Source organism: Pseudomonas sp. B20(2017), from assembly GCF_002113125.1.
In the GTDB taxonomy this organism is placed as follows: domain Bacteria; phylum Pseudomonadota; class Gammaproteobacteria; order Pseudomonadales; family Pseudomonadaceae; genus Aquipseudomonas.
On record NZ_NEJP01000009.1, the window covers coordinates 40,586 to 65,800 of the forward strand.

26 protein-coding genes are annotated in these 25,215 nt (G+C 57.9%); 13 read left to right on the plus strand and 13 right to left on the minus strand.

The genetic code is table 11. The features are described 5' to 3' along the window. Positions 1–239 precede the first annotated feature (239 nt). From CAF63_RS14760 to CAF63_RS14785, 6 genes are all read left to right on the plus strand, one after another. Positions 240–1,103 carry a YicC/YloC family endoribonuclease gene (locus CAF63_RS14760; protein WP_085685903.1) on the plus strand — a complete coding sequence of 288 codons (864 nt, stop codon included), beginning with the start codon at positions 240–242 and terminating at the stop codon, positions 1,101–1,103. A gap of 12 nt (positions 1,104–1,115) precedes the next feature. Beyond that, entirely contained in the window at positions 1,116–1,736 is a 621-nt protein-coding gene (gmk, locus tag CAF63_RS14765; RefSeq protein ID WP_003229498.1) for a guanylate kinase, read from the plus strand. Between the two features lie 168 nt (positions 1,737–1,904). Then, positions 1,905–2,168, plus strand: coding sequence for a DNA-directed RNA polymerase subunit omega (gene rpoZ, locus CAF63_RS14770; RefSeq protein ID WP_003229503.1), 264 nt, complete (start codon positions 1,905–1,907; stop codon positions 2,166–2,168). Positions 2,169–2,225: 57 nt separating this feature from the next. Further along, positions 2,226–4,331 carry a bifunctional GTP diphosphokinase/guanosine-3',5'-bis pyrophosphate 3'-pyrophosphohydrolase gene (gene spoT, locus CAF63_RS14775; RefSeq protein WP_007954439.1) on the plus strand — a complete coding sequence of 702 codons (2,106 nt, stop codon included), beginning with the start codon at positions 2,226–2,228 and terminating at the stop codon, positions 4,329–4,331. Positions 4,332–4,355: 24 nt separating this feature from the next. Continuing rightward, a complete protein-coding gene (locus tag CAF63_RS14780) occupies positions 4,356–4,736 on the plus strand; it encodes a RidA family protein (RefSeq protein WP_085685905.1) in 381 nt (126 codons plus the stop codon). A 72-nt stretch (positions 4,737–4,808) separates the two neighbouring features. Continuing rightward, positions 4,809–5,549 carry a hypothetical protein gene (locus tag CAF63_RS14785; RefSeq protein ID WP_085685907.1) on the plus strand — a complete coding sequence of 247 codons (741 nt, stop codon included), beginning with the start codon at positions 4,809–4,811 and terminating at the stop codon, positions 5,547–5,549. 138 nt (positions 5,550–5,687) lie between these two features. Here CAF63_RS14785 and CAF63_RS14790 read toward each other — a convergent pair whose 3' ends face one another. Further along, positions 5,688–6,545, minus strand: a complete 858-nt coding sequence (locus tag CAF63_RS14790) for an SDR family oxidoreductase (RefSeq protein ID WP_085685910.1) — start codon at positions 6,543–6,545, stop codon at positions 5,688–5,690. A gap of 188 nt (positions 6,546–6,733) precedes the next feature. On the opposite strand from CAF63_RS14790, the gene exbB reads away from it, so the two are divergent. From exbB to CAF63_RS14820, 6 genes are all read left to right on the plus strand, one after another. Further along, complete coding sequence (exbB, locus tag CAF63_RS14795; protein WP_085685912.1) at positions 6,734–7,687, plus strand: tonB-system energizer ExbB; 954 nt, start codon at positions 6,734–6,736, stop codon at positions 7,685–7,687. Between the two features lie 6 nt (positions 7,688–7,693). Then, positions 7,694–8,122, plus strand: coding sequence for a TonB system transport protein ExbD (exbD, locus tag CAF63_RS14800; RefSeq protein WP_011336565.1), 429 nt, complete (start codon positions 7,694–7,696; stop codon positions 8,120–8,122). Then, on the plus strand, positions 8,119–8,865 hold the full coding sequence (locus tag CAF63_RS14805) for an energy transducer TonB (RefSeq protein ID WP_085606139.1): 747 nt from the start codon (positions 8,119–8,121) through the stop codon (positions 8,863–8,865). The genes exbD and CAF63_RS14805 overlap by 4 nt, the downstream gene beginning before the upstream one ends. A gap of 278 nt (positions 8,866–9,143) precedes the next feature. Continuing rightward, positions 9,144–10,073, plus strand: coding sequence for a hydrogen peroxide-inducible genes activator (locus CAF63_RS14810; RefSeq protein ID WP_007954418.1), 930 nt, complete (start codon positions 9,144–9,146; stop codon positions 10,071–10,073). 9 nt (positions 10,074–10,082) lie between these two features. Then, entirely contained in the window at positions 10,083–12,158 is a 2,076-nt protein-coding gene (gene recG / locus CAF63_RS14815; RefSeq protein ID WP_007954416.1) for an ATP-dependent DNA helicase RecG, read from the plus strand. 79 nt (positions 12,159–12,237) lie between these two features. Next, positions 12,238–13,638: an aminoacyl-tRNA deacylase and HDOD domain-containing protein gene (locus CAF63_RS14820; protein WP_085685914.1), complete on the plus strand. Its 1,401-nt coding sequence runs from the start codon at positions 12,238–12,240 to the stop codon at positions 13,636–13,638. A gap of 120 nt (positions 13,639–13,758) precedes the next feature. Here CAF63_RS14820 and CAF63_RS14825 read toward each other — a convergent pair whose 3' ends face one another. Continuing rightward, positions 13,759–14,145 (minus strand): SCP2 sterol-binding domain-containing protein, encoded by a 387-nt coding sequence (locus tag CAF63_RS14825; protein WP_007954413.1) that lies wholly within the window; start codon positions 14,143–14,145, stop codon positions 13,759–13,761. Positions 14,146–14,579: 434 nt separating this feature from the next. On the opposite strand from CAF63_RS14825, the gene CAF63_RS14830 reads away from it, so the two are divergent. After that, positions 14,580–14,939, plus strand: a complete 360-nt coding sequence (locus CAF63_RS14830) for a DUF6124 family protein (protein WP_085685916.1) — start codon at positions 14,580–14,582, stop codon at positions 14,937–14,939. 58 nt (positions 14,940–14,997) lie between these two features. On the opposite strand, the gene CAF63_RS14835 is transcribed toward CAF63_RS14830, so the two are convergent. From CAF63_RS14835 to CAF63_RS14885, 11 genes are read right to left on the minus strand one after another with little or no spacing between them, the layout of a single operon-like run. Then, on the minus strand, positions 14,998–15,423 hold the full coding sequence (locus tag CAF63_RS14835; protein WP_085685918.1) for a hypothetical protein: 426 nt from the start codon (positions 15,421–15,423) through the stop codon (positions 14,998–15,000). Positions 15,424–15,445: 22 nt separating this feature from the next. Beyond that, positions 15,446–16,045: a lysozyme inhibitor LprI family protein gene (locus CAF63_RS14840; RefSeq protein ID WP_085685921.1), complete on the minus strand. Its 600-nt coding sequence runs from the start codon at positions 16,043–16,045 to the stop codon at positions 15,446–15,448. Further along, positions 16,042–16,851, minus strand: a complete 810-nt coding sequence (locus tag CAF63_RS14845) for a lysozyme inhibitor LprI family protein (RefSeq protein WP_085685923.1) — start codon at positions 16,849–16,851, stop codon at positions 16,042–16,044. The genes CAF63_RS14840 and CAF63_RS14845 overlap by 4 nt, the downstream gene beginning before the upstream one ends. Before the next feature lie 2 nt (positions 16,852–16,853). Beyond that, positions 16,854–17,702, minus strand: coding sequence for a type IV pilus biogenesis/stability protein PilW (locus CAF63_RS14850; RefSeq protein WP_085685925.1), 849 nt, complete (start codon positions 17,700–17,702; stop codon positions 16,854–16,856). After that, positions 17,689–18,234, minus strand: a complete 546-nt coding sequence (locus CAF63_RS14855; RefSeq protein WP_085685927.1) for a hypothetical protein — start codon at positions 18,232–18,234, stop codon at positions 17,689–17,691. Before CAF63_RS14855 ends, CAF63_RS14850 begins: the two co-directional genes overlap by 14 nt. A 28-nt stretch (positions 18,235–18,262) precedes the next feature. Beyond that, positions 18,263–18,745, minus strand: a complete 483-nt coding sequence (locus tag CAF63_RS14860; RefSeq protein WP_085686186.1) for a hypothetical protein — start codon at positions 18,743–18,745, stop codon at positions 18,263–18,265. A gap of 28 nt (positions 18,746–18,773) precedes the next feature. Continuing rightward, positions 18,774–19,568, minus strand: a complete 795-nt coding sequence (locus CAF63_RS14865) for a hypothetical protein (protein ID WP_256574518.1) — start codon at positions 19,566–19,568, stop codon at positions 18,774–18,776. Between the two features lie 16 nt (positions 19,569–19,584). After that, positions 19,585–20,949: a lysozyme inhibitor LprI family protein gene (locus CAF63_RS14870; RefSeq protein ID WP_085685929.1), complete on the minus strand. Its 1,365-nt coding sequence runs from the start codon at positions 20,947–20,949 to the stop codon at positions 19,585–19,587. A 20-nt stretch (positions 20,950–20,969) separates the two neighbouring features. Next, the gene (locus CAF63_RS14875; RefSeq protein WP_085685931.1) at positions 20,970–21,431 is read right to left on the minus strand and encodes a hypothetical protein; all 462 of its coding nucleotides are present in this window, start codon (positions 21,429–21,431) and stop codon (positions 20,970–20,972) included. A 37-nt stretch (positions 21,432–21,468) separates the two neighbouring features. Continuing rightward, on the minus strand, positions 21,469–22,401 hold the full coding sequence (locus tag CAF63_RS14880) for a type IV pilus biogenesis/stability protein PilW (RefSeq protein WP_178081292.1): 933 nt from the start codon (positions 22,399–22,401) through the stop codon (positions 21,469–21,471). Beyond that, positions 22,398–25,199 (minus strand): hypothetical protein, encoded by a 2,802-nt coding sequence (locus CAF63_RS14885; protein ID WP_085685933.1) that lies wholly within the window; start codon positions 25,197–25,199, stop codon positions 22,398–22,400. The genes CAF63_RS14880 and CAF63_RS14885 overlap by 4 nt, the downstream gene beginning before the upstream one ends. Between the last annotated feature and the right edge of the window lie 16 nt (positions 25,200–25,215).

Sequence of the window (25,215 nt, forward strand, 5' to 3'; positions counted from 1 at the left end):
CTGCGGAGCATTATAGAGCCGCGCACCGCGCCTGGGCACTCGTTAAAAAATCCGGCCGACGACCGAAGGCCCTGAAACGCGCTTCGCCGACGGCCTGCAGCCCTTTGTCACACCGTGTGTTTGGGCGCATCTGCCGCACTGCGCTACAATCCTGCGCCTTTGCTGCCAGTCGGCTTAAATTCATTGATATCGAGCCGCGGAGCTTCAGTTCGCGCCGATCTGTATCGCGAGGTCACCCCATGGTGCACAGCATGACCGCCTTCGCCCGCGTCGAAAAAGCCGGCGTTCAGGGCACCCTGAGCTGGGAGCTGCGCTCGGTCAACAGCCGCTACCTGGAACCCCACCTGCGCCTGCCGGAGTCGTTTCGCGACCTCGAAGGCGCCGTCCGCGAAGCCCTGCGCCAGGGCCTGTCGCGCGGCAAACTGGAATGCACCCTGCGTTTCACCGAGGAAAGTACCGGCAAGCCGCTGCAAGTGGATCGCGAGCGCGCCGCGCAACTGGTCGCCGCTGCCGAAACCGTCGCTGGCCTGATCAAGAATCCGGCGGCGCTGAACCCGCTGGAGGTGCTGGCCTGGCCGGGCGTACTGGTCGCCGACGCCACCGACCCGCAGGCGCTGAACGCCGAGGCGCTAGCCCTGTTCAATCAAGGTCTGAACGACCTCAAGGCCGGCCGCGAGCGCGAAGGCGCGGAGCTGGCCCGCCTGATCAACGAACGCCTGACCTCCATCGAGGAAGACGTGGTGACCCTGCGCGAACTGGTTCCGCAAATGCTCGCCACCCAGCGCCAGAAAGTCCTCGACCGCTTCGCCGACATGAAGGCTGAGATGGACCCGCAGCGCCTGGAACAGGAAATGGTGATGCTCGCGCAAAAGAGCGACGTGGCCGAAGAACTGGATCGCCTGAGCACCCACATCATCGAAGTTCGCCGGGTCTTGAAGTCCGGCGGCGCCGCCGGCCGGCGCCTGGACTTCCTGATGCAGGAGCTCAACCGCGAAGCCAACACACTGGGCTCCAAGGCCTTCGACCCGCGCAGCACCCAGGCGGCGGTCAACCTCAAGGTGTTGATCGAGCAGATGCGCGAACAAGTGCAGAATATTGAGTAAGGCTACCCCGACATGACCCACAGCACCGGCACCCTGTACATCATTTCCGCCCCTTCAGGCGCGGGCAAGAGCAGTCTGGTCAAGGCCCTGACCGACGCCAACCCGGAGATCCGCGTCTCGATTTCCCACACCACCCGCGCCATGCGCCCGGGCGAAGTGGACGGCGTGAACTATCACTTCGTAACCCGCGAAGAGTTCGTGAAGATGGGCGAGCACGGCGACTTCCTGGAACGCGCCGAAGTCTTCGGCAACTTCTACGGCACCTCGCAAAGCCGCCTGCAGCAGACCCTGGACGAAGGCCACGACCTGATTCTGGAAATCGACTGGCAAGGCGCCGAGCAAGTGCGCAAGCTGATGCCGCAGGCCCGGTCGATCTTCATTCTGCCGCCATCGCTGCAGGCCCTGCACCAGCGCCTGACCAACCGTGGCCAGGACAGCGACGAGATCATCGACGGCCGGATGCGCGAAGCCGTCAGCGAGATGAGCCACTACGTCGAGTACGACTACCTGATCATCAACGACGATTTCGCCCACGCACTGGACGATCTGAAAGCGATTTTCCGCGCCAATCAGCTGCAACAGAAACGCCAACAAGTGCGTTTCGGCAAATTGCTGGCTGAATTGCTGGGCTGAAACAGCACTTCCCAAAACCGCTGCAAGGGCTTTACATTGGCACTTGCAGCGCGTTGAAGAGTCTGGTCAAAAAATCAGCGCTTCCCTAATCGCTGGTGATTTTTTAAACTGTTGAGTCCGCTCGCCCAACCGGGCAGCGCGCATATTGCATTCGCTCCGAGGAATACCATGGCCCGCGTAACCGTTGAAGACTGCCTAGAACACGTGGAAAACCGCTTTGAGCTGGTCATGCTCTCTACCAAGCGTGCCCGTCAACTGGCCACCGGCGGCAAAGAGCCCCTGGTTCAGTGGGAAAACGACAAACCGACCGTAGTTGCGCTGCGTGAAATCGCTGAAGGCCTGATGAGCTACGAGTTCATCGCCGAGCAGGAAATCGTCCACGAAGACCCGGTCTTCGCTGCGTTCGAGGACGAGTCCAACGAGGCCGTCTAAGCCTATGCCTGGTCGACGTAGCACGGCGCGGGATCACAGCCTACGGCAGGAGTTATCATGCCGAGCATAGACGCCCTCGCCGATCGCTTATCGACCTACCTCGGCAACGACCAGGTCAACCTGGTCCGCCGAGCGTATTTCTACGCCGAACAAGCCCACGACGGCCAACGCCGCCGCAGCGGCGAGGCGTACGTCACACATCCTCTTGCCGTGGCAAACATTCTTGCCGACATGCACATGGACCATCAGAGCCTGATGGCCGCGATGCTGCATGACGTGATCGAAGACACCGGGATCGCCAAGGAAGCGCTGCAAGCGCAGTTCGGTGAAACCGTGGCCGAACTGGTCGACGGGGTCAGCAAACTGACCCAGATGAACTTCGAGACCAAGGCCGAAGCCCAGGCTGAAAACTTCCAGAAAATGGCCATGGCCATGGCACGCGACATCCGCGTGATCCTGGTCAAGCTCGCCGACCGCCTGCACAACATGCGCACGCTGGAAGTGCTGTCCGGTGAAAAACGCCGGCGCATCGCCAAGGAAACCCTCGAGATCTACGCACCCATCGCCAACCGGCTGGGCATGCATGCGATCCGCATCGAGTTCGAAGACCTCGGCTTCAAGGCGATGCACCCGATGCGTTCCGCACGGATCTACCAGGCCGTCAAGCGCGCCCGGGGCAATCGCAAGGAAATCGTCAACAAGATCGAAGAATCCCTTGGCCATTGCCTCGCCATCGACGGCATCCAGGGCGAAGTCAGCGGTCGCCAGAAACACCTCTACGGCATCTACAAGAAAATGCGCGGCAAGCGTCGGGCCTTCAACGAGATCATGGACGTCTACGCGTTCCGGATCATCGTCGACAAGGTCGATACCTGCTACCGCGTGCTGGGTGCTGTTCATAATTTGTACAAACCGTTGCCGGGGCGCTTCAAGGATTACATCGCGATCCCCAAGGCCAACGGCTATCAGTCGCTGCACACCACACTGTTCGGCATGCACGGTGTACCGATCGAGATCCAGATCCGCACCCGTGAAATGGAAGAGATGGCCAACAACGGTATCGCCGCCCACTGGCTGTACAAATCCAGCGGCGACGAGCAGCCGAAAGGCACTCACGCCCGGGCCCGTCAGTGGGTCAAAGGCGTGCTGGAAATGCAGCAACGTGCCGGCAACTCGCTGGAATTCATCGAGAGTGTGAAGATCGACCTGTTCCCGGACGAGGTCTACGTGTTCACGCCCAAAGGCCGGATCATGGAGCTGCCCAAAGGCTCCACGGCGGTCGATTTTGCCTACGCGGTGCACACCGACGTCGGCAACAGCTGCATCGCCTGCCGGATCAACCGTCGTCTCGCACCGCTGTCCGAACCGCTGCAAAGCGGCTCCACGGTCGAGATCGTCAGCGCTCCCGGCGCGCGGCCGAACCCGGCGTGGCTCAACTTCGTGGTCACCGGCAAGGCGCGGACGCACATCCGCCATGCGCTGAAACTGCAACGCCGCTCCGAATCCATCAGCCTCGGCGAACGCCTGCTGAACAAGGTGCTCAACGGCTTCGACAGCGCGCTGGAACAGATTCCGGCCGAACGCGTGAAGGCGATGCTCACCGAGTACCGCCTCGAACTGATCGAAGACCTGCTCGAAGACATCGGCCTGGGCAACCGCATGGCCTACGTCGTGGCACGTCGCCTGCTCGGCGAAGGCGAACAACTGCCGAGCCCGGAAGGCCCGCTGGCGATTCGCGGCACCGAAGGACTGGTCCTCAGCTACGCCAAATGTTGCACACCGATCCCGGGCGACCCGATTGTCGGTCACCTGTCGGCGGGCAAAGGCATGGTCGTGCACCTGGACAACTGCCGCAACATCAGCGAAATCCGCCACAACCCGGAAAAATGCATCCAGCTCTCGTGGGCCAAGGATGTCACCGGCGAATTCAACGTTGAACTGCGCGTCGAGCTGGAACACCAGCGCGGCCTGATCGCCCTGCTGGCCAGCAGCGTCAACGCAGCCGACGGCAATATCGAGAAAATCAGCATGGACGAACGCGATGGTCGCATCAGCGTCGTCCAGTTGGTGGTCAGCGTCCACGACCGTGTGCACCTGGCCCGCGTGATCAAGAAACTGCGCGCCCTGACCGGAGTGATCCGCATCACCCGAATGCGTGCATAACTCAAACAATACAAGGAGTCATACATGACCAAGACTGTTATCAGCAGCGACAAGGCCCCGGCCGCCATCGGTACTTACTCCCAGGCGATCAAGGCCGGCAATACCGTTTACATGTCGGGTCAGATTCCCCTCGATCCAAAAACCATGGAACTGGTCGAAGGCTTCGAAGCCCAGACCGTCCAGGTGTTCGAGAACCTGAAAGCCGTGGCCGAAGCTGCTGGCGGTTCGTTCAAGGACATCGTCAAGCTGAACATCTTCCTCACCGACCTGAGCCACTTCGCCAAGGTCAACGAGATCATGGGCAAGTACTTCGACCAGCCGTACCCGGCGCGCGCCGCCATCGGCGTGGCAGCCCTGCCAAAGGGTTCGCAGGTTGAAATGGATGCCATTCTGGTCATCGAGTAATGCGCACGGCGCGGCTTCAGACGCCGCGCCGACTGCTCTGCGGTAAAGAAAAGGTTTTGAAAGGATTCCACCATGCGCAAAGCGCTTGCTCTCTCGCTGCTCGCCATTTTCCTCGGCGGTTGCGCCAGCAACCCTGCCGACCGTGACATCAGCGGCACCTGGATCAATCAGGTCGCCATCGATGCCGCTGCCAAGGGCGGCCCCCTGCGCGAAGCGCTTCAGGCTTACGGCCCGAATCTGGAGTGGGACGTCAACACCAAGGCCGGCCAGGCCCGCTATACCAACGGTTTCGAAAACGTCGAAGGTCGCTTGCTCGGCGAACAGTCCGGCGTCTGGAAAGTCGACTTCTATGGCAGCTCCGCCAGCGAGCTGAAACGTGACGGTGGCCAACTGCAACAAGCCGCCAACGACAACGAACCGGAACAGGTCTTCGACCGCGCGCAGATTCCGGTGCCGGAAGGCGCACCGATCGGTGCCAGCTTCGAACGCGCGCTGTATTCCGCTTATCTGGGCGGCAACTGGACGATCACCAGCGGCCAGGGCGAAGGCGCCACCGTGCAGTTCCAGGCTGACGGGCAAGTCTCCGGTCTGCCGGGTGCCGACCGCTATGCGCTGTGCCTCGCGGGCGATTGCGCGTCGATGAGCAGCGGCAACGACAGCATGTGGTTGCAGCAGAACGGCCAGGGCAACAACTGGATCTTTGTGCGCAAGGGCAAAGAACTGGAAATCCTGCAGGCCGTGAACACCGCGCTGGCGGACGAACAACCGCAGTTCACCCCGGGTGAGCGCAAGTGGTTGCTCGAGAAGCAGTAACTCGGTTCTGAAGCTACAGAAATCCCATGTGGGAGCGAGCTTGCTCGCGATGAGGCCATATCATTCAACATTTATGCTGACTGTTATGCCGCCATCGCGAGCAAGCTCGCTCCCACAGTGGTTTGTGGCGCCTGGAAATCAGCACTTACCTTCAAGAATCGCGGCATACCCCTCGCGATAACTCGGATACTTCGGCACCCAACCCAGCGCCTTCGCCCGGGCATTGCTGCAACGCTTGCTGCCGGTGCGACGCACGCTCTCGTCTTCCGACCATTCGGTGACACCCAGGTACTCACGCAGCCACGCCACTACCTCGGCCAGCGGAGCGGGCGCATCGTCCACGCCGATATAGATGTCATCCAGCGCCACGCCCTTGCGATCCGCCTCCAGCAGATAAGCCATCAACCCCGCCGCGTCATCGGCATGGATGCGATTGCCATACAGCGGCGGATCGACCGCCACGCGATAACCCCGACGCACCTGGGTCAGCAACCACTCACGGCCGGGGCCGTAAATGCCGGTCAGGCGCACGATGCTCGCGGGAATGCCGCTGTTGAGCGCAACCTGCTCGGCCTCCAGCATCACCCGACCGGAATAACCCGCAGCGACGGTTTCGGATTTTTCGTCGACCCATTCGCCGTTCTGCTGCCCGTAAACACTGCTGCTGGAAACGAACAGCAACCGCTCAGGCTCCTGACCGTAATCTTTCAGCCAACCCAGGACATGCTGCAAACCCTGCACATACGCCGCGCGATAACCGGCTTCATCGTGATCGGTGGCCGCCGCGCTATACACCAGGTAATCGATAGCGCCCACCGGCCAGGTCTCGGGGCAATCTTCATTGAACAAGTCACCGGCCACACCGATAACGCCGTCCGGCAAACGTGAAATATCACGGCGCAGGCCATAGACCTGGAAGCCGGCAGCCAGCAATTGCGTGGCCAGACGGCTGCCGACATCACCGCAACCGGCGATCAAAACAGAAGGCGCGGACATCAAAAATCTCCCATCGGAAAGCGACAGACTAGCCTCGGCAGGGGACGAGCGGCTAGCAATGAAGGAAAAAAAGCAACTCTATTACTTTTGTTAACAAGAATTACTTGCAATAATGCTGGCCACTTTTGTTCTCGGCCTCACGAGGCCTGGAAGAGCATTACCGTTTTTCTATCTCAGGTCCGGCCAGCATGACACGCATTCAAAACTCCGCTTCGCCAACCAACCGACCTCGCGCCTGGAGCGCTGTGGCTGCCCTGCTGCTCAGCCTGATGCTGGCGCCAGTCGCCGCATTTGCTGACGCACAAGCCCCGGCCGCGCCAGCCGCCACTGAGCAAAGCGCTCCGGCCGCCGCACCGGCTGCGACCGACCCGGTGCAGGCCGTAGACGCCAGCGCCGCCGACGCGCCGGAAGTGCTCGAAGCCGACAACACCCTGGGCATGGCCCACGACCTGTCGCCATGGGGCATGTACCAGAACGCCGACGTGATCGTTAAAGCCGTAATGATCGGGTTGGCCATTGCCTCGATCATCACCTGGACCATCTGGATCGCCAAGGGCTTCGAGCTGATGGGCGCCAAGCGTCGTCTGCGTGGTGAAATCGCTGCCCTGAAAAAAGCCGCCACCCTCAAAGAAGCGAGCGCCACCGCCGCGAAGGAAGGCACCCTCGCCAACCTGCTGGTTCACGACGCCCTCGAAGAAATGCGCCTGTCGGCCAACGCCCGCGAGAAAGAAGGCATCAAGGAACGCGTCAGCTTCCGCCTCGAGCGTCTGGTTGCCGCCTGCGGCCGCAACATGAGCAGCGGCACTGGCGTCCTCGCCACCATCGGTTCCACCGCGCCGTTCGTCGGCCTGTTCGGCACCGTGTGGGGCATCATGAACAGCTTCATCGGCATCGCCAAAACCCAGACCACCAACCTTGCCGTCGTAGCCCCGGGTATCGCTGAAGCGCTGCTGGCTACCGCACTGGGTCTGGTTGCGGCGATTCCTGCCGTGGTCATCTACAACGTGTTCGCCCGCTCCATCGCCGGTTACAAGGCTCAGGTGTCCGATGCGTCGGCAGAAGTCCTGCTGCTCGTCAGCCGCGACCTCGACCACCAGCCTGAGCGCAACAGCTCGCAACCGCACATGGTGAAAGTGGGGTAATCGGCCATGGGCCTGCATTTGAAAGAAGGCGCAGACGACGATCTGGCCGAGAACCACGAAATCAACGTCACACCGTTCATCGACGTGATGCTGGTGCTGTTGATCATCTTCATGGTGGCCGCTCCGCTGGCCACCGTGGACATCAAGGTTGACCTGCCTGCCTCGACCGCCAAACCGGCGCCGCGGCCTGAGAAACCGGTGTTCCTCAGCGTGAAGGCTGACCAGCGCCTGTTCCTGGGCGATGACGAAGTGAAAGCCGAAACCCTCGGCGCCGCACTCGACGCCAAGACCCAGGGCAAGAAAGACACGACGATCTTCTTCCAGGCCGACAAAGGCGTGGATTACGGCGACCTGATGAGCGTGATGGATAACCTGCGTGCCGCCGGTTACCTGAAGGTTGGTCTGGTCGGGCTCGAGAGCGCAGTCAAGAAATGATCACGACGCGCCATAAGCTGACGCGTTACAGCGGTAGCCTGGCCGTGGTGCTGGGTGTTCACGCGCTGGCCATCGCGCTGGCGCTGAACTGGACCGCCCGCCCGCCCATCGAATTGCCGCCGCAGGCAATGATGGTCGAGCTGGCACCGGTTCCGGCCCCGCCACCGCCCGCACCGCCGAAAGTCGTCACGCCACCGCAGCCACCGGCTCCGGTCGAAGAACTGCCGATCCCGAAACTGGCCGAAGCGCCGAAAGCCGAGATCGCGGTGCAGAAACCGAAGCCCAAGCCAAAACCAAAACCGCCGAAGCCGATCGAGAAGAAACTGCCCGATCCGCCGAAGGAGAAACCGTCCGAAGAGAAGCCGGCCGATACCCAGCCGACTCAGGCGCCGACGGAGAAATCCGCCCAGCCTGCACCGGGCCCGTCGCCTGCACAATTGGCCGCCAAGGCCAGCTGGCAAGGCACCCTGCTCGCGCATCTGGCCAAGTACAAGAAGTACCCGGCCAGCGCTCAAGCGCGGGGCAAGGAAGGCTTGAACCGGTTGCGTTTCGTGGTCGATGGCGAAGGCAACGTGCTGTCGTTCGAACTGGTGGGCCGTTCCGGCAACGCCGATCTGGACCGGGCCACCCTGGAAATGATCCGCCGCGCCCAACCGCTGCCCAAGCCACCGGCCGACATGCTGACCAATGGCGCGATCGAAATTGTTGCGCCGTTTGTGTACTCGCTGGAACGCCGCCGCTAGGAAACACCGCAAAACCTGTGGGAGCGAGCTTGCTCGCGAAGAGGCCTTGTCAGACAGGGCTGCTTCGACTGATACGCCGCTTTCGCGAGCAAGCTCGCTCCCACAAGGTTCAGCGCCAACCGGAAGAATCCAGCCAAGAAGGCACCGAAAGGTGCCTTTTGCTTATCCATCCACGGCAAACCGGCATTGCCCGGTGTCGCATTCATCACTCAGTCTGATAACGTGCGTCTATCGATTGCAGCCGGTATGCTTGGCCCGCATCTTCATGGACGCTTGCTATGACTCTCACAGAATTACGCTACATCGTTACCCTCGCCCAAGAGCAGCATTTCGGCCACGCGGCCGAGCGTTGCCACGTCAGCCAGCCGACCCTGTCGGTGGGCGTGAAAAAGCTTGAAGACGAACTCGGTGTGCTGATTTTCGAGCGCAGCAAAAGCGCCGTGCGCCTGACCCCGGTCGGCGAAGGCATCGTCGCCCAGGCGCAGAAAGTGCTGGAGCAGGCCCAGGGCATCCGCGAACTGGCCCAGGCCGGCAAGAACCAGCTGACCGCCCCGCTGAAAGTCGGCGCGATCTACACCGTCGGCCCGTACCTGTTCCCGCACCTGATTCCGCAACTGCACCGGGTCGCCCCGCAGATGCCGTTGTACATCGAAGAAAACTTCACCCACGTGCTGCGCGACAAACTGCGCAACGGCGAGCTGGACGCGATCATCATCGCCCTGCCGTTCAACGAAGCCGACGTGCTGACCCTGCAACTCTACGACGAGCCGTTTTACGTCCTGATGCCGGCCCAGCACCCATGGACCCAGAAAGAATCCATCGACGCCGCCCTGCTCAACGACAAGAGCCTGCTGCTGCTCGGCGAAGGCCACTGCTTCCGCGATCAGGTGCTGGAAGCCTGCCCGACCCTGACCAAGGGCAACGACGGCGCCAAGCACACCACGGTCGAATCCAGCTCGCTGGAAACCATTCGCCACATGGTCGCGTCCGGCCTGGGCATCTCGATCCTGCCACTGTCGGCGGTGGACAGCCATCACTACGCCCCGGGCGTGATCGAAGTGCGTCCGTTATCGGCGCCGGTGCCGTTCCGCACCGTGGCCATCGCCTGGCGCGCGAGCTTCCCGCGGCCGAAAGCCATCGAGATCCTCGCCGACTCCATTCGTCTGTGCTCGGTCGCCAAACCTGCCGCGCCGGTCACGGCCGGTTAAGCCAGCGTCATGACTGAGCTGTCGCAGGTGTCGGTCACCGCACTCAAGGGTGTCGGTGAAGCCATGGCCGAGAAACTGGCCAAGGTCGGCCTGGAAAACCTCCAGGACGTGCTGTTCCACCTGCCGCTGCGTTATCAGGATCGCACCCGCGTGGTGCCGATCGGCGCGTTGCGGCCGGGGCAGGACGCCGTGGTCGAAGGCACCGTCAGCGGTGCCGACGTGGTCATGGGCCGGCGTCGCAGCCTTGTCGTGCGTTTGCAGGACGGCACCGGCGGACTGAGCCTGCGCTTCTATCACTTCAGCAACGCGCAGAAAGAAGGCCTCAAGCGCGGCACGCGGATTCGCTGCTACGGCGAGGCCCGGCCCGGCGCCTCGGGACTTGAGATCTACCATCCGGAATACCGCGCCATCAACGGTGACGAACCGCCGCCGGTGGATGAAACCCTGACCCCGGTCTACCCGCTGACCGAAGGCCTGACACAGGCGCGCCTGCGTCAGCTGTGCATGCAGACCCTGACCCTGCTCAAGCCGGCCACCCTGCCCGACTGGCTGCCGACCGAACTGGCCCGCGACTATCAACTGGCGCCGCTGGCCGATGCGATCCGCTACCTGCACAACCCACCCGCCGATGCCGACGTCGACGAACTCGCCCTCGGTCATCACTGGGCCCAGCATCGCCTCGCTTTCGAAGAACTGCTGACTCACCAGCTATCGCAGCAGCGTCTGCGCGAAAGCATGCGTTCCCTGCGCGCGCCGGCGATGCCGAAAGCCACCAAGCTGCCGGCGAAATACCTGGCCAACCTCGGTTTCAATCCGACCGGCGCGCAACAGCGAGTCGGCAACGAAATCGCCTACGACCTCAGCCAGCACGAACCGATGCTGCGGCTGATTCAGGGCGACGTCGGCGCGGGAAAAACTGTGGTCGCCGCCCTCGCCGCGCTGCAAGCGCTGGAAGCGGGTTATCAGGTCGCACTGATGGCGCCGACCGAAATCCTCGCCGAGCAGCACTTCATCACCTTCAAGCGCTGGCTTGAACCGCTGGGCATTGAAGTGGCGTGGCTGGCCGGCAAGCTCAAGGGCAAGAACCGCGTCGCCGCGCTGGAACAGATCGCCAGCGGCACGCCAATGGTGGTCGGCACTCACGCGCTGTTCCAGGACGAAGTGCAGTTCAAGAACCTCGCGCTGGTGATCATCGACGAACAGCACCGTTTCGGCGTGCAGCAACGTCTGGCGCTGCGGCAGAAAGGCGTCGGCGGGCGCATGTGCCCGCATCAACTGATCATGACCGCCACGCCGATTCCACGGACGCTGGCGATGAGCGCCTACGCCGACCTCGACACCTCGATCCTCGACGAACTGCCGCCCGGTCGAACCCCGGTCAACACCGTGCTGGTCACCGACACCCGTCGCGTCGAAGTCATCGAACGGGTGCGCAGCGCCTGCGCCGAGGGCCGTCAGGCCTATTGGGTGTGCACGCTGATCGAAGAGTCCGAAGAGCTGACCTGCCAGGCCGCCGAAACCACTTTCGAAGACCTCACCGCCGCCCTCGGCGAGTTGAAGGTCGGGCTGATCCACGGCCGCATGAAACCCGCCGAGAAAGCCGCCGTCATGGCCGAATTCAAGGCCGGTAACCTGCAACTGCTGGTCGCCACCACCGTGATCGAAGTCGGTGTGGACGTGCCCAACGCCAGCCTGATGATCATCGAAAACCCCGAGCGCCTGGGCCTCGCGCAACTGCACCAGTTGCGCGGTCGCGTCGGTCGGGGCAGCGCAGTCAGCCATTGCGTGCTGCTCTACCATCCGCCGCTGTCGCAAATCGGCCGCCAGCGCCTGGGCATCATGCGCGAGACCAACGACGGTTTCGTCATTGCCGAAAAAGACCTCGAACTGCGCGGCCCCGGCGAAATGCTCGGCACCCGCCAGACCGGCCTGCTGCAATTCAAGGTCGCCGACCTGATGCGCGACGCCGATCTGCTGCCCGCCGTGCGCGATGCCGCCCAGGCGTTGCTCGAACGCTGGCCCACCCACGTCAGCCCGTTGCTCGACCGCTGGCTGCGACACGGGCAGCAATACGGCCAAGTGTGAGCACCGTCGCAGTTTCTCAAAGCTCGTTCCAACCAAGCTGGTTATACTCCAGCAATTGTTTCAAAAACGGATACAGACCATGACCGAAGCTGCTCTCGCCCCCGAATCCCCGCACGCTCCGTCTGTTATTCGGCTGCTGCTCAACAAGCTGGGCGTCGCCTACGAAGAAGTGCTCGACCACCACGGCCTCAACGCCTCGCGCAAAGTGCAGGCCGTGTTGCTGGACGACGCGGTCGGTGCGCTGATGGTGCTGTTTCCACAGAGCCAGTTGCTGGATCTCAACCGCCTCGCCGAACTGACAGGCCGCCGCCTGACCGCCGTGTCGACCGAGCGTCTGGAAAAGATGCTCGGCAAACACAGCCTGAGCCTGCTGCCGGGCCTGCCGGCGCTGACCAGCTCGCCGTGCCTCTACGAAGAAAGCCTGCTGCGCGAGCCGAAGTTGCTGATCAATTCCGGCGAGCCGGGCCTGCTGCTGGAAATCGCCAGCGAAGACTTCAAGACCATGCTGACCAAGGCCAGCGCCGCCAACTTCGGCGAAGCCCTGAGCAGCATCCGCCCGAACCTCGACCGCCCGGACGATGACCGCGAGGAAATCACCCAGGCCGTGCAGGCGTTCACCGCGCGGCGCATCCAGCAGCGTCTGGAAGCGACCATCGAGATTCCGCCGCTGGCCGAAACCGCACAAAAAATCATCAAGCTGCGCGTCGACCCGAACGCCACCATCGACGACATTACCGGCGTGGTCGAAACGGACCCGGCGCTGGCCGCACAAGTGGTGAGCTGGGCGGCGTCGCCGTACTACGCCTCCCCGGGCAAGATCCGTTCGGTAGAAGATGCGATCGTGCGCGTGCTGGGCTTCGATCTGGTGATCAACCTGGCGCTGGGCCTGGCCCTCGGCAAGACTCTCAGCCTGCCCAAGGATCACCCGCAACACACCACGCCGTACTGGCAGCAGTCGATCTACACCGCCGCCGTCATCGAAGGCCTGACCCGCGCCATGCCGCGCGCCCAGCGCCCGGAAGCCGGCCTGACCTACCTCGCCGGCCTGCTGCACAACTTCGGCTACCTGCTACTGGCCCACGTGTTCCCGCCGCATTTCTCGCTGATCTGCCGCCACCTGGAGGTCAACCCGCACCTGTGCCACAGCTATGTCGAGCAACACCTGCTGGGCATCAGCCGCGAACAGATCGGCTCCTGGCTGATGCGCTACTGGGACATGCCGGACGAACTGGCCACCGCCCTGCGCTTCCAGCACGACCCGAACTACGACGGCGCCTACGCCGAATACCCGAACCTCGTCTGCCTGGCCGTGCGCCTGCTGCGCAGTCGCGGGATCGGCTCCGGGCCGGATGAAGACATTCCGGATGCGCTGCTGGAACGTGTTGGCCTGAGCCGCGACAAGGCCAATGACGTTGTCAGCAAAGTCCTGGAAGCCGAAGTCCTGCTGCGCGAACTGGCTTCGCAATTCAGCCAGGCCTGACTTGCGCTCATAAAAAAGGCCCCACACTCAACCGAGTGTGGGGCCTTTGTATTTGATCGTTCCCACGCTCTGCGTGGGAATGCAGCCCATGACGCTCCGCGTCACAGCCTCACGCAATACTCAAGCAGCCTTGGCCTTCGCCTTCCGCGGCTTCAAATACTTCATCAACCCCTGAAACCACATCACCAACGCCGGATTCCCCTTGAGCTGGATCGACTTGTCCTGAATCCCCTGCATGAACGCCAGCTGCTTGTTCTTCGCCTGCATCGTGGCAAACCCGAACGCCGCATCCTTAAACGCAATCGCAAACGCCGGCTCCGCCACCACCCCGGACTTGCTGGTAATGCGCTGATCCTTCACCACGAAATGCCGCGCCACTTTCCCGTCCAGAGTCTGCAGCTGAAACACCAGATCCTTGTCACCCAACTGCTGCTGGAACGCAGGATTTGTCCGACTGGCCTTACCCATCAACAGACCCAGCATCCACAGAAGAAAACGAAATTTCATGCGCACAGCCTCAAAAGGAAAATGAACGGCTGGGGGAGTGTAAGGGATTCGGATGGATTCGCCACTATCTTGCACGGATAGAAGACGATGCATAGCTTTTCCTGAAAGATGACTGCCAAGTCACGACTTCACTCTCAGAACTAGATCGTTCCTACGCTCCGCGTGGGAATGCCTCCCGTGACGCTCCGCGTCACACCATCCCCCCGTCCTACACCTGAAGAAACACATTCCTGTAGGAGCTGCCGACAGCAGTGGTTTCTTGTTCCTCTACCCCGCAAATCCTTGGGAAATGTCCTTCAAACTGCGGTGCTGTCCATGAACTAGGCGTGCCTGGGGTTCATCGATAACCTCTGTCCATCACCGCAAAATCGGTGACCGGATGTGCAAGTCCGAAAACCGGAGCAAATCTTTCCAACTCTAAAGGATTTACACCGATGATCGACCCAACCCTCACTGACGAAGAAGTTTCCCCCTACGAATTCCCAGACTCGAAGAAACTCCACGAAGCCGCCGAACGCGCCCTCGACCACCATTTCAAACCCACCACCCCACGCCCCAAACGCCTCGGCGGCCTTTTCGCCCTCTGCCCCACCGCCGACGCCGAAGCCCTCATGGCCAACGCCTCCGAAGACCTCCTGTCCATCAGCGCCATCGCCGCCAACCTGGCCGACGACCTCGACGGCCCCCGCCGCTCAATGGCACTGGGCCTGAGCAGAATGGCGGACGGCGTACGGTTGATGGTCGAAGGCACGCTCGATCATATTGAGTTTCGGGAGTATCAGGCCAAGCCGTAGCTGAATTGCGGGCGGAAAAAAGGGGACGTTGAGTCCCCTTTTCCAACTAACCAATTCCTCACCACTGACAGCCCGTTTCCGGTGAGAAATCCATACTGAAATCGTGTTCGAAGGAGTACTTCTTCCTGGTTTTGTAGTTCGTATAAGTCATGCCATAGACCCGGGCACCCTGACTGACCATTTCATACTCACCCGTCAGCGCGCCCTCCGAAACCTCAACCCAAGTCGTCGTGAACTGATACGGTCGATCCTCTGCCAGAATTTCTTGCTCGGTATTCCGATGCACCAGAGAAATGGCCTTCTTCGACTTGCTGTACCTGACAGCCGCTCCGCTCCATTTGGAGAAGGAGTCGTAATAAGTTCTGAGTTCGAAATTGATGCTTTTGGCGCTCTCTTGCGAACGGAAGCAATAAATCTCCGTCGAGACCTCACTGTGCGCCGCCACAGGAAAGAGAACAAACAGTGCAGCAGATAAAACTCGCATTGACTTCAATCTGATCATTCCTTCAACGATTCAGAGGTAACTGAAAACGCATTCGCACTGCGCAGTTAGCGATGTCCTCCCGGAACACACGCTCACTCATTTCGCAGTGCCCATCGACGTATTGCCTCCATAACGGTTCGTCAAAGTTGTCACCCCCCAATCGCGCCATGGAAGCCGTCAGACCTTTTTCTCGATCCTGCCCCGCCATGACCGACGCAGCTTTGTAAAAGCCGTCCAGGGGTAACCCAGTCTGTAGAGCGATTAACTCTCCCAACCGGGCATTGGTTGTTTGCACCAGACACGCAAGCCTTTCGATGGGCGCTTCTGCACCGGGTAAAGCCGACTTATAGATATCCTCGCAATACGCCTCTTTGAAGCGCACCCACTTCTTTTGCACGTCAGTCAGTTGTTTCTTGTCGGCGGGCGTCAAACTGACCAGCGCTTTCTTGTATTGCTCATTCAACACTGCATCGACTTTCTCGAAAGTCTGCTGACCGCAAATGATCAAATCGCGATTGGTAAAGCTGTCGGGATTGCAGGCTTCCTGGGCATGCGCAGGAACCAGCAATGCAGCCAAAGAAGCACTCGCGACCAGTTCAAATAACGCCTTGAGTTTGATCATGATCCGGATACTCCGGCGCTGCGCTCAGCTACCCGTCCAGAAGTCTTCGAAACACCTGGCTCGGATGCGCCGCACTTCAGCTCTTTGATCTGCTCGTTCTGAATCGGAATCACACAGGCGAGGCGCTTTTCGCCGATAGGACGAAGCTCTGTCAGGCTAAGTGTCACGTGCAAACCGTCGTCCGCAAATACGTGCCCCTCAAATCCCGCGTCGGCATAACCCGACCAAAACGACTTGCCATCAAAACTGCAAAAACGCTTTGAAGAAATCACTCTCCAACCGCCGTTAGGCGCCAGAATCTGAACTGTCAAACAAGGACTGCCAAAGGTGCTGACATAACGCGCCACGACATCGCCGAAGCGCTGGGAACCAGAAAGGAACACCTTGTTGAGATCAACCACATTTCCCGGCTCGTCAGCGACGATCGTGTCGAGATAAGCAGCACGCTCCAGGCTCATTCTGGCAATGCAGTTGTTGATGGTCGTGACATGCGCTGCCATCCCCGGCTCAATTTCCGTGGCTTCGAGCGGGCACGTGGTGTCGCGCAGCTTGATCCAGACGCGCTGGGATTCTCTGGCCATGGCAACCAGTGCCTTGCCCTGGTCCGGGTCGGTCCGTTGCTGAGACTCAAATCGCGCCAGCAGTTTCTGGTAGCTGGCATTGAGCTGTGAATCGGCTTCCTTGCGGGCCGCCTCCACGCAGCGATCAACCTGTGAGCTCACGGAAATCTCTTTGCAGTTGTCATCGGCAATTGCGAAAGAGGCAAACAGGCATCCAAAGGACAACGCAATAAAGCGCACAAACATGTTCAATTTTTCATTCCCTGAATGACGGACCGCTCAACTGCACGTTGAGGTATTTTCTGCGCCTTGCCGTCGGCGCTCATCGCGTAGCGGTACTGGCTGTAATAACGCTGTGCTTCGTCTTTGCGATCAAGGCGCCAGAGTGAATCGGCGATGTTCAACATCAGCACGGTGCGTTTACCGACGGCCTCAACGGCTCGATAAAACTTCAGTGCAAGTTCATCATTACCGCCCTCGGCCAGGTAGAAGCCCCAGTCGTTGAACGCCTGAACATTACGTGCCGGTGGATGGCACGCCATGTAGGAATCCGGACTTAGAAAGTTCAGGTTCGATTCGATCGATTGTGCGCGGGACTGCGCTGACTTGATGCCTACGACATACTTCAACAAGTTCTTTGGAGACTCGGTCTCCAGGGCGGGGTTGAACACTTCGCCGTCTTCGGAAACCCACTGATTGCCCACCCAATTACCGAGACAAAAGCGGGAAGAGCGTTCAGCCAGCACGCAACCCGTTTCCATTGAAATCACATCGCAATGCTGTTGCGAATGCAGCGTCTCTTTACCGTCCTCCTCCGTCAACATCCCGAAGACCACCGGGTCGAGCAATAGAGTTTTCTTGTCAGGACTGAGCCACTCCGGGTGTGAATCAGCGCCAATGTCGACGCCGAAGAGCGGGAAGGTTTTGCCATTGGCGGTGAACCATGCAGTCGCCGAATCCACACCGGGCATCGTCCATTCTGTAGCCCGAAACGACACCGTGTGCCCGCTGATACCAACTATTGACGGGTCCTCGGCAAACGCGCCCATAGCGCTGCACAGACTGCCGATCATCAATACCCACTTAAGGCTGCCCATAGTCGATCCTTTTCACTGACGGACTTTCCGACTGTAACTGCCTCTTCGTCACGCCATAAGCCTTGATCAGCTCTTCCCAGGAACCCTTCGAACCAAATGAGCGCTGATTGTTATCGAAGCTGTATTGCTCCAATCGCCCCGCCGTCGAGTAATACCCTCGCCATTCAGGGCACGCGCCGCAACCGCCATAACCACCTATCGAAACAAGACTGCCCTTGGTGCCTTTCACACAATCCATCGCCACGACAACGTTACTCAGCATCTTCGCTTTCTTACCGTCAGACGTGAGCTGTGAAACCTTGTCGATGTTGCGGCGCAACACTTTGCCGCCAATGTTGATCGTCTGGTCGGAGCAAACCGGGATGAGGTGGGTTTCTGCGGCATCCACCGTCACGGATCGGCAGGACGACACCATCACCACTTCAACGCCGCCACATTGCATGACATCGCGCTGGGTGTAGGCATCCTTGGGAGCGGCGAAAGCTGGAAGCGAGAGCAGCAGCGAAAGGCTGCCCGCGAGAAAATGGTTCATCCAATCATCCTTAATCAAACAGCGGCGATCACAAATCCTTGAACGTCAGCAGCCGGAACTCGTTATTCACAAACTCGAAGTAGCGGGTTCTGTAGCGGCTTTCCAGCTCATTACCCTTCGCATCCTCTTCGGTATCGGCCGCAATGCCGGAAACAATGAGCAAACGACTATCGGGCTTGTTCGACAGGCTGAAGGTATTGCCGTCGTATGCATTCGGCAGTCCGCCGACAACCTCCCCCGTGCGCGCATCCAGCACTTCGCCGCAAATGGCACTGACGCCACAACCGACTCGGTACAGGATGTAGTGCCCGGCAAAGTTGACCTTGCCTTTGAGTGCCTGTGCACGATCCATATCCATCATCGGGTTGCTGTGTTCTTGCGGCACCGGTTCGTGATTGATGCCGGTGAACACTGGGGTGACGGTGTAATCCTTGAAGTTCGGGTCAGCGGCGAAAGCCACGGATGTGGTAATGGCCAAGAGGCCGCCGAGTAGAACTGAACATCCTTTCACGCTGTAACTCCGTTTGGTCATCGCAGGCTTACTCAAAAGCCATGCTGCGAACCGCTGTTTTGATTTGTTCAAATCCTTCGGCGCTGATCGCCAACGGGGTGGCCGAGCCTGATTCCGCCGAGCCGATCAACACGCTTTCGCCACGCAGCAGGCAGAAAGCAACGCGGGTGATGTGACGTCGTGACTTGTCATGGAAACCGAAGATGAACCCCGAAGACTTCTCCCCACCCAATGCCTCAAAGGTGTATCTGTTTTTTGGCCCCGCCAGCGACGTCGGCTCCCAACCATGATCGGTCAGGGTCGCCGGGCATTTAAGGTCGTTACTTTCTCGCACGAGTTGCAACTCAATCGTGTCATCAAGCGGCGGCTTCTGAGTGGTGAGCGCGGAAAAGTTGTTGGTGTTTTCACACATGACACTGAACCAGGACTGGCTCAGGTCTGTGGGTTTTTCGAAATTCCACTCATAACCCGTCGAGGTCTGAGCCTGCGATAAACGCGGGGCGCTAGAGGTTTCAGGCTGTTGTTTGGCCGCAATGAATACCAGATCAGGTGTATTGAACTGCAACCATTGATCTTTCGAGAGCGTCATTGAGAACCGGCAAGGTGTCATGTCGACCGCAACTTCGGTTGGGCCTTGCGCGATCTGCAACTGACCCGACGCATTACCCACCGAGACAACACTTGCGGCGGCATGACTGGCCTGCGCGAAAGTAGCAACGCTGATCAGCAATACCTGCAGAAATCGAGGTCTCACGAAGCCCGGAATCGACAAGTCAGGCACAGTTCCACTCACTTGGAATTTAACGGCAAAGAATCGCGACACATCCTCGCTCCGAGTTTCAAATGCAGTGACTCGCCTTGATCGGCTCCGGAACTTGCGACTTCAATCGCGCCACACTGTCGACGCCCGACCGATAACCTTTGTCAGCCGCCATTTGATAACAGGCTAACGCCCGGGACATATCTTTCGTTCCCAACTCGCCCCCCTCAAGGGTAGATGCCAGATAAAATATCGCTTCCTTTGAGCCCATGGTAATCGCCCGAATGACCTGCTCTTCTGCCTGCTTGGGATGAAGGCAAGGACCGTTATAGTCGGTCGAGTTTCCTGAACAAAGAAACGTGGCATAGCCCAACGCACCACTCGGTATTTTCGAGGCCGCTTTGAACAACGCTTCAACCTTGCTGGTTTCCAACTGAGACGCCATCTGCGAAAGACTCAAGCTCGCCGCTGACAGGCTCGCCTCTGGATCTCCCGACTCAGCCGCACAGACATAATTTTCCAGGGACGCTTCTAACAATTCCGCAGTCAGACGGTATTGCTCAAGCGAACCCAGCCCTCCCAAAGCCTCGGCACGTTGATCACAGAAGTTCTCGGCACGGCTCATTGCAGGGTTACGTGTTGCGACAAGATCCTTCTCGCTGATCGACCAGTCTTCAACGCCTTCAAGCACCCAGCACGCCTGACGAGAGAAATTGAAGATTTTTACATTGCTGTTGCCCGCCCGCTTATCGACCACGTTGACGTGACTGTCATCGACTTCTTCAATCTCGACTCCAGGTGTCTTGCCGGGTGTGATGGCGGCCATCAGCGGATAGGTGAAGGAAGCTCCGCTGACGCCCGAGGTCGAAGGCTCAAAGGTACTACGGTCCTTACCTGCTACCGGCTTCAACACAAGCGACTTGACCGTCATCGCAGTGAGACGGCGCTGTGATTCACCGCTGGCGGAAAACGCTGTCAGGAAAGCAGGGAATTCCTCCGAAGGACAAGCGCCGTTGGCCGCCGCTGTCGAAGTGCTCTTGTCGAGTGCAAGTGCAGGGACAATCTTGTCCAGATACGCCGAGCGCACGCGACTCATTCTTGCGATGCACGAGTTGACCGCGAACACATGCGCCGGCATCCCCGTCTCGATCTCGAATGCCTCCAACGGACAATTCGCATCGCGCAATTTCAGCCATGCACGTTGCGACTCTTTAACCTTCCCCGCGTACTCCGCTCCCAACGCAGGATCTGCTCGATAGTCAGACTCAAGCCGCGCCATCAATTGCTTGTAGCTGAGGTTCAACTGCGTATCGGCAGCCTTCTTCGCTGCCTCCGAGCAGGGCACCATTTTCAGGCTCGAGGTGACATGGCTGCAGTCATCCTGCGCATACACCGCTGAAACAGGCAGCAGCATGGCCAGCAGGGTAAAAACAAAACGTTTCACTGTGTTCTTCCTTGAGTCATTCAGGCTTTGCGTTTGGCGAACCGGGTGACGCATTGCTTGGCTACGTTCATTTCCCAGTAAGTGCTGAGCAATGCTTTACGTTTTTTATCGACACGCAAATTAACGAAGCCATCGCCGCAGTCCGGCTGCAACTCTTCGAAGGTGCCGGTTCTGGCTTGGTAGATGAACACCCGGTAGTAGTCGTAAGTTCCCATGCCGTCATCGAGTTGCCGGACCGCGAAATCCTTGGCACCGTCGAAATTGAAATCATCGATCTGCAGATGGAGTTCGTTCACGGCTTCAAAATCGATTGTCCGCGACTCGTTATGCATTTCGCCTTTAACCGCGACGTTCAGCGTGGAGCCTTCGAGAACCAGCGTTGCTTCGACGCCTTTGGTTGGGCTGAAGGTAGTGGTTTCGGCTAACGCTGGGATGGTCCACATCAGGCCAAGCAGTGGTACCGCTAGATTTTTGAATTGCATGTACTCGCCTAACTTTCACTGAAAAACGCGGCTCGTCTCAATTGCAGTTTTCCCGAGATTTCGCCGCCTGTGGAATACGTCCACCTTTTCCGTTTTTTGTCATTTGCGCGATGTATTCCTTATAAAGCGGACATGCGTCGGACCTCATTCCTATATCCCAATAGGCATCTGCCAAATTTAGTGTTGCAACGACTCTCTCCGGGAATTTTTTATGAATCTCCCTCAAAAGCAAAGCAGCTAAAACATTGTTTTTGCTGCGATACAAATAATAAGCATAGTCATTTAAAGGTCCGACATTATCATCAGCAACAATCAAAGTCAGCTCATACACCAGCTCTTGGGGAATGTTCCGCCTTACCTTATTCCCGCTATCATCGAGCCCATAAAATAATTCTCCTTTTTCACCCTGAGGAAGCTTGCTAAGGATATATTTGAAGTCTTTCCTGATTTCTGCAAGCTGAGCTTCATCACTCAAATAGCTAAAATTCGGTGCATTTTCGGAGAATTGAGAAAACAAAGTGCAACACGCTATACGCTGAACATTAAATTGCTGAGGAAATAGCAATTCAATTGGCGCCTTCTCACCACTCAAAGTGTATTTTTCATCTCTACTAGGCTCCACCCAAGTAGATTTTTTATAGAGAACCCAGTCTTGCTGCGCAGAATTCCATTTAAAACTGTACTGCGTAAGATCAGTATTACGAGTATAAAAATCCAGCAGCAACGAGAATTCACCTGGTAGATAACCTACAGACAACCCACCGTCTCCAAGCTCAAAATTTCCAGAAACTGACTTATTGCTCCCGCCAATATCGATAGTGATTCGCGAAATTGTGCCGTCATCCTCGAGTGGGCTAACACTATACCGATCGCAGATTCCATCTCCATTCAGGTCAGTCTCGCAGCTAGAGTTCGCACTTGCCGCTGTTGCCATAAGCGCGAAAATAAAAGAAACAGCTACTTTGATCATAAGGTCCCCCCAAGTGCGACGATACGCGCTTCCGCGTACTGTTTAGCTACCGATGCTATTCGTCCTGACGCATAGTAAGTAGTATTGGTATTGCCACTTACAGACGAATCCGAGTTATACAGCTCCAAGAACCTTTTATATCCGATTATTGCTTGCGCAGCATCCGGTGCCTTCCCAGCTTTTCCGCCTGCGGGATCGCTCCAGAGGCCCCAAGCAAAGGAAAACTTAGCTTTATTATATGCCTTGCTATCAAGCAGATCATAGGCGCCAGATTTATTCAACTTCGCACAACCTTTAATATCCAAGGCTTTCAAAGCATTGTTCAAAAACAACAATCTTTCATCATAATGATTCAAACCACCATTCACTAAAATCGTGCAATATATAAAATCATCGGCATCCGAGTGCGTGAGTATTTTTTTATAGTCAACCCAATACCATCCCGCCGACAGTACGCTATGCGGCAACTGGCCGAGCTTATTATAATTTGGCGCACCTATAAAACTCTCACCGGCAAACTGCCCATAGGCCTCATAATTGACTCTATGGGTGATTTGCATAAGACCACGACCAATGTAAGGATGATATGTAGGCAAAGGTTTATCTGGGTCGAGACCTTCTACTGTGTAGTGCAGATGTCCGCTCTCGTGCAGCATTTGCGCAAGAATATGCGCCTTACTTATACATTTAGCTACCCCAGACCTCTCAAACATCTCACCTAAAAGATCTGTATATTTATCAATATTAGCCTGAGTCGCTGAAGGATCGATCAATTTCATTTGATCTTTAGTAATGGTATCCGAGCAGCTACAACCACCTGCATGTGCAAATGACGAAATCAGCCCAATAGGATGGATATGTTGCACACTCGCATTGCTGGTAATTCCATGCTGACCCAACAGCTTGCTCCACCAACTGAGTTTCTCAATTCGCGCCTTTTCTTCTACCCATTCTCTATGAGGTTCAGAATCGCTATGCCCAATTATTTCGTCTAGGGCATCCCACTTATCTTTTTTAAAGTCCCACTCATTTTCATAACGGGTGACCATATGCGATATTGGCTGAGAGAACCAAGGTTTGTTCAATGCTTCTGCAATCTCAGTCGGGGCGATTTTTTTATCCCCGTCCCGATCGAGTATTTTATACAGCTTCTCGTTAACGGAACCCGCAATAGCCGCTTCCACGTATGACAAATAGCCTTCACGCTCCTGCTCACTGAGATTCTCTTGGGCATGTAAAAACGCTGCAAAGTGATCGGCGTTGCTGGTGGTCTCTTCGATAAAATCGAAGCCATTCCACTCAAATGGTGAATGTCGCGAAATGACTATGTCTTGCTCCGCAAACCACCCATCAATCCCGTTACCGTCCTTGTCCCCTAAAAGACCATCTAGACGCCACCAATACGTGGTTGTCGTTGACTGCCCCATTGTGACTGTTTGTTTTATTTTTTTGTCCGCAGGTAGCGTCTCCAGCAACCCTACAGGGACATAAAAATCGTACCCCACATCATTCCCAGCGTCTGATGCTTTAGGAGGATTTGTAGCGTTCATACCTTGCACGTGTGTAATAAGCTTGGTGCCTACAGGTATTTTGACTATTGATTTCTCAGCGACGGGTGCCCCTGCGGCTTTAGCTTTACTCTGCTCAGTGAACGCCTTCACATCCTCACAGCTGAAAACCTCTAGGTGCAGGAGGTTCTTCGGAGCTGCATCTGAATGGTTTTGATACTTGCCAACATGCCCGAGAATTTCACCAGCTTTGATCTTGTATGTCGGAGAGAGGACAACAACATCTCCCATCGGGCTATGCGGCTCACTCTTCGGCGTAAGTGACTGCAGCCAAATAAACCCAGGAAACTTGCCATCCGCGCCGACGGCTAGGGCTGGAGTCGCCTGGCCACTGACGATTTCGGCGAGTTTACGAAAGTTGTTAGGTGTCACTTCGTCACCAAGCCGTACTTGTGCGCCTGCTGGTAAGTGGCTAAGCGGGAGGCCGCTGGTATGGGCGCCGCGGATATTCGCTCCGTGCTGAGCACCTCCAGGGATAGGATCTTGAGCTTCGTTACCCACGAAATACTTGCCACCCCCCAAGTCTTTCAATTGACCCTTATATACCCATCCGCCCGCAGGCAAGCCTGTGATTTCAGGACTAACGCTGATAACCGCAACCCACATCTGATTCGCTGGGGCAGGTTGTGTAACCACGGTCGTCCCCCGGGGCAAAACTGCCAAGACGGGAAAGTGCCCGGCGTTACCACTTCGCATCCGGATGCCCAAAGGCTTGTCTGGAGCATTGGCCTTAACTTCATAAAGCCCCTTTCCCCAAAAACCCGGCCGGTCTTTAAGCGTAGGGTTCGCTTTGTAACCCTCCCAATCCAGCAAGTGCATATAGAGGCTGAAAAACGTCAGGCTTGGCCCTGCCACCGGCGAGCTTGCCGGAGCCGCCCCGGCTGCAGGCGCCGGAGGTGCCGGAAGCTCAAGTCGATGCTTAACCAACACAAAACCCGTCGAATAAACCGAAGGCGTCGAGCCAAAATCCGAAGTCGGATACTTCTCGTCAATACGGTAGGCGACGACTTCTCCATCAGCGATGCACCTGACCTCCGTCAGATCCTTCACCAACCCCGAAGCTTCATCGAAATGAACGCCACCATGCCAAAGACCATTGGCCCCCAATGGGTAGTAACCGTCCTTTGCTTTAGCTAACGCTTTGTAGAACTGCTGTGGATCGGTCGCTTCAGCTGTCCCTACCTTCAGGGGATACGACCATTTTTGAATTTTGTTCGTTGTCTCTGTCATTACCAATTACCTGATT

Bases quoted from the DNA above. Each gene is read 5' to 3' on its own strand.
- rpoZ (WP_003229503.1), top strand. From the start codon at position 1,905: ATGGCCCGCGTAACCGTTGAAGACTGCCTAGAACACGTGGAAAACCGC.
- CAF63_RS14850 (WP_085685925.1), bottom strand. From the start codon at position 17,702: ATGGGCAGCCTTAAGTGGGTATTGATGATCGGCAGTCTGTGCAGCGCT.
- CAF63_RS14825 (WP_007954413.1), bottom strand. From the start codon at position 14,145: ATGAAATTTCGTTTTCTTCTGTGGATGCTGGGTCTGTTGATGGGTAAG.
- spoT (WP_007954439.1), top strand. From the start codon at position 2,226: ATGCCGAGCATAGACGCCCTCGCCGATCGCTTATCGACCTACCTCGGC.
- CAF63_RS14840 (WP_085685921.1), bottom strand. From the start codon at position 16,045: ATGATCAAACTCAAGGCGTTATTTGAACTGGTCGCGAGTGCTTCTTTG.
- CAF63_RS14805 (WP_085606139.1), top strand. From the start codon at position 8,119: ATGATCACGACGCGCCATAAGCTGACGCGTTACAGCGGTAGCCTGGCC.
- CAF63_RS14780 (WP_085685905.1), top strand. From the start codon at position 4,356: ATGACCAAGACTGTTATCAGCAGCGACAAGGCCCCGGCCGCCATCGGT.
- CAF63_RS14790 (WP_085685910.1), bottom strand. From the start codon at position 6,545: ATGTCCGCGCCTTCTGTTTTGATCGCCGGTTGCGGTGATGTCGGCAGC.
- CAF63_RS14830 (WP_085685916.1), top strand. From the start codon at position 14,580: ATGATCGACCCAACCCTCACTGACGAAGAAGTTTCCCCCTACGAATTC.
- CAF63_RS14835 (WP_085685918.1), bottom strand. From the start codon at position 15,423: ATGCGAGTTTTATCTGCTGCACTGTTTGTTCTCTTTCCTGTGGCGGCG.
- CAF63_RS14885 (WP_085685933.1), bottom strand. From the start codon at position 25,199: ATGACAGAGACAACGAACAAAATTCAAAAATGGTCGTATCCCCTGAAG.
- CAF63_RS14845 (WP_085685923.1), bottom strand. From the start codon at position 16,851: ATGTTTGTGCGCTTTATTGCGTTGTCCTTTGGATGCCTGTTTGCCTCT.
- recG (WP_007954416.1), top strand. From the start codon at position 10,083: ATGACTGAGCTGTCGCAGGTGTCGGTCACCGCACTCAAGGGTGTCGGT.
- CAF63_RS14760 (WP_085685903.1), top strand. From the start codon at position 240: ATGGTGCACAGCATGACCGCCTTCGCCCGCGTCGAAAAAGCCGGCGTT.
- exbD (WP_011336565.1), top strand. From the start codon at position 7,694: ATGGGCCTGCATTTGAAAGAAGGCGCAGACGACGATCTGGCCGAGAAC.
- CAF63_RS14820 (WP_085685914.1), top strand. From the start codon at position 12,238: ATGACCGAAGCTGCTCTCGCCCCCGAATCCCCGCACGCTCCGTCTGTT.
- exbB (WP_085685912.1), top strand. From the start codon at position 6,734: ATGACACGCATTCAAAACTCCGCTTCGCCAACCAACCGACCTCGCGCC.
- CAF63_RS14880 (WP_178081292.1), bottom strand. From the start codon at position 22,401: ATGATCAAAGTAGCTGTTTCTTTTATTTTCGCGCTTATGGCAACAGCG.
- CAF63_RS14785 (WP_085685907.1), top strand. From the start codon at position 4,809: ATGCGCAAAGCGCTTGCTCTCTCGCTGCTCGCCATTTTCCTCGGCGGT.
- CAF63_RS14875 (WP_085685931.1), bottom strand. From the start codon at position 21,431: ATGCAATTCAAAAATCTAGCGGTACCACTGCTTGGCCTGATGTGGACC.
- gmk (WP_003229498.1), top strand. From the start codon at position 1,116: ATGACCCACAGCACCGGCACCCTGTACATCATTTCCGCCCCTTCAGGC.
- CAF63_RS14810 (WP_007954418.1), top strand. From the start codon at position 9,144: ATGACTCTCACAGAATTACGCTACATCGTTACCCTCGCCCAAGAGCAG.
- CAF63_RS14855 (WP_085685927.1), bottom strand. From the start codon at position 18,234: ATGAACCATTTTCTCGCGGGCAGCCTTTCGCTGCTGCTCTCGCTTCCA.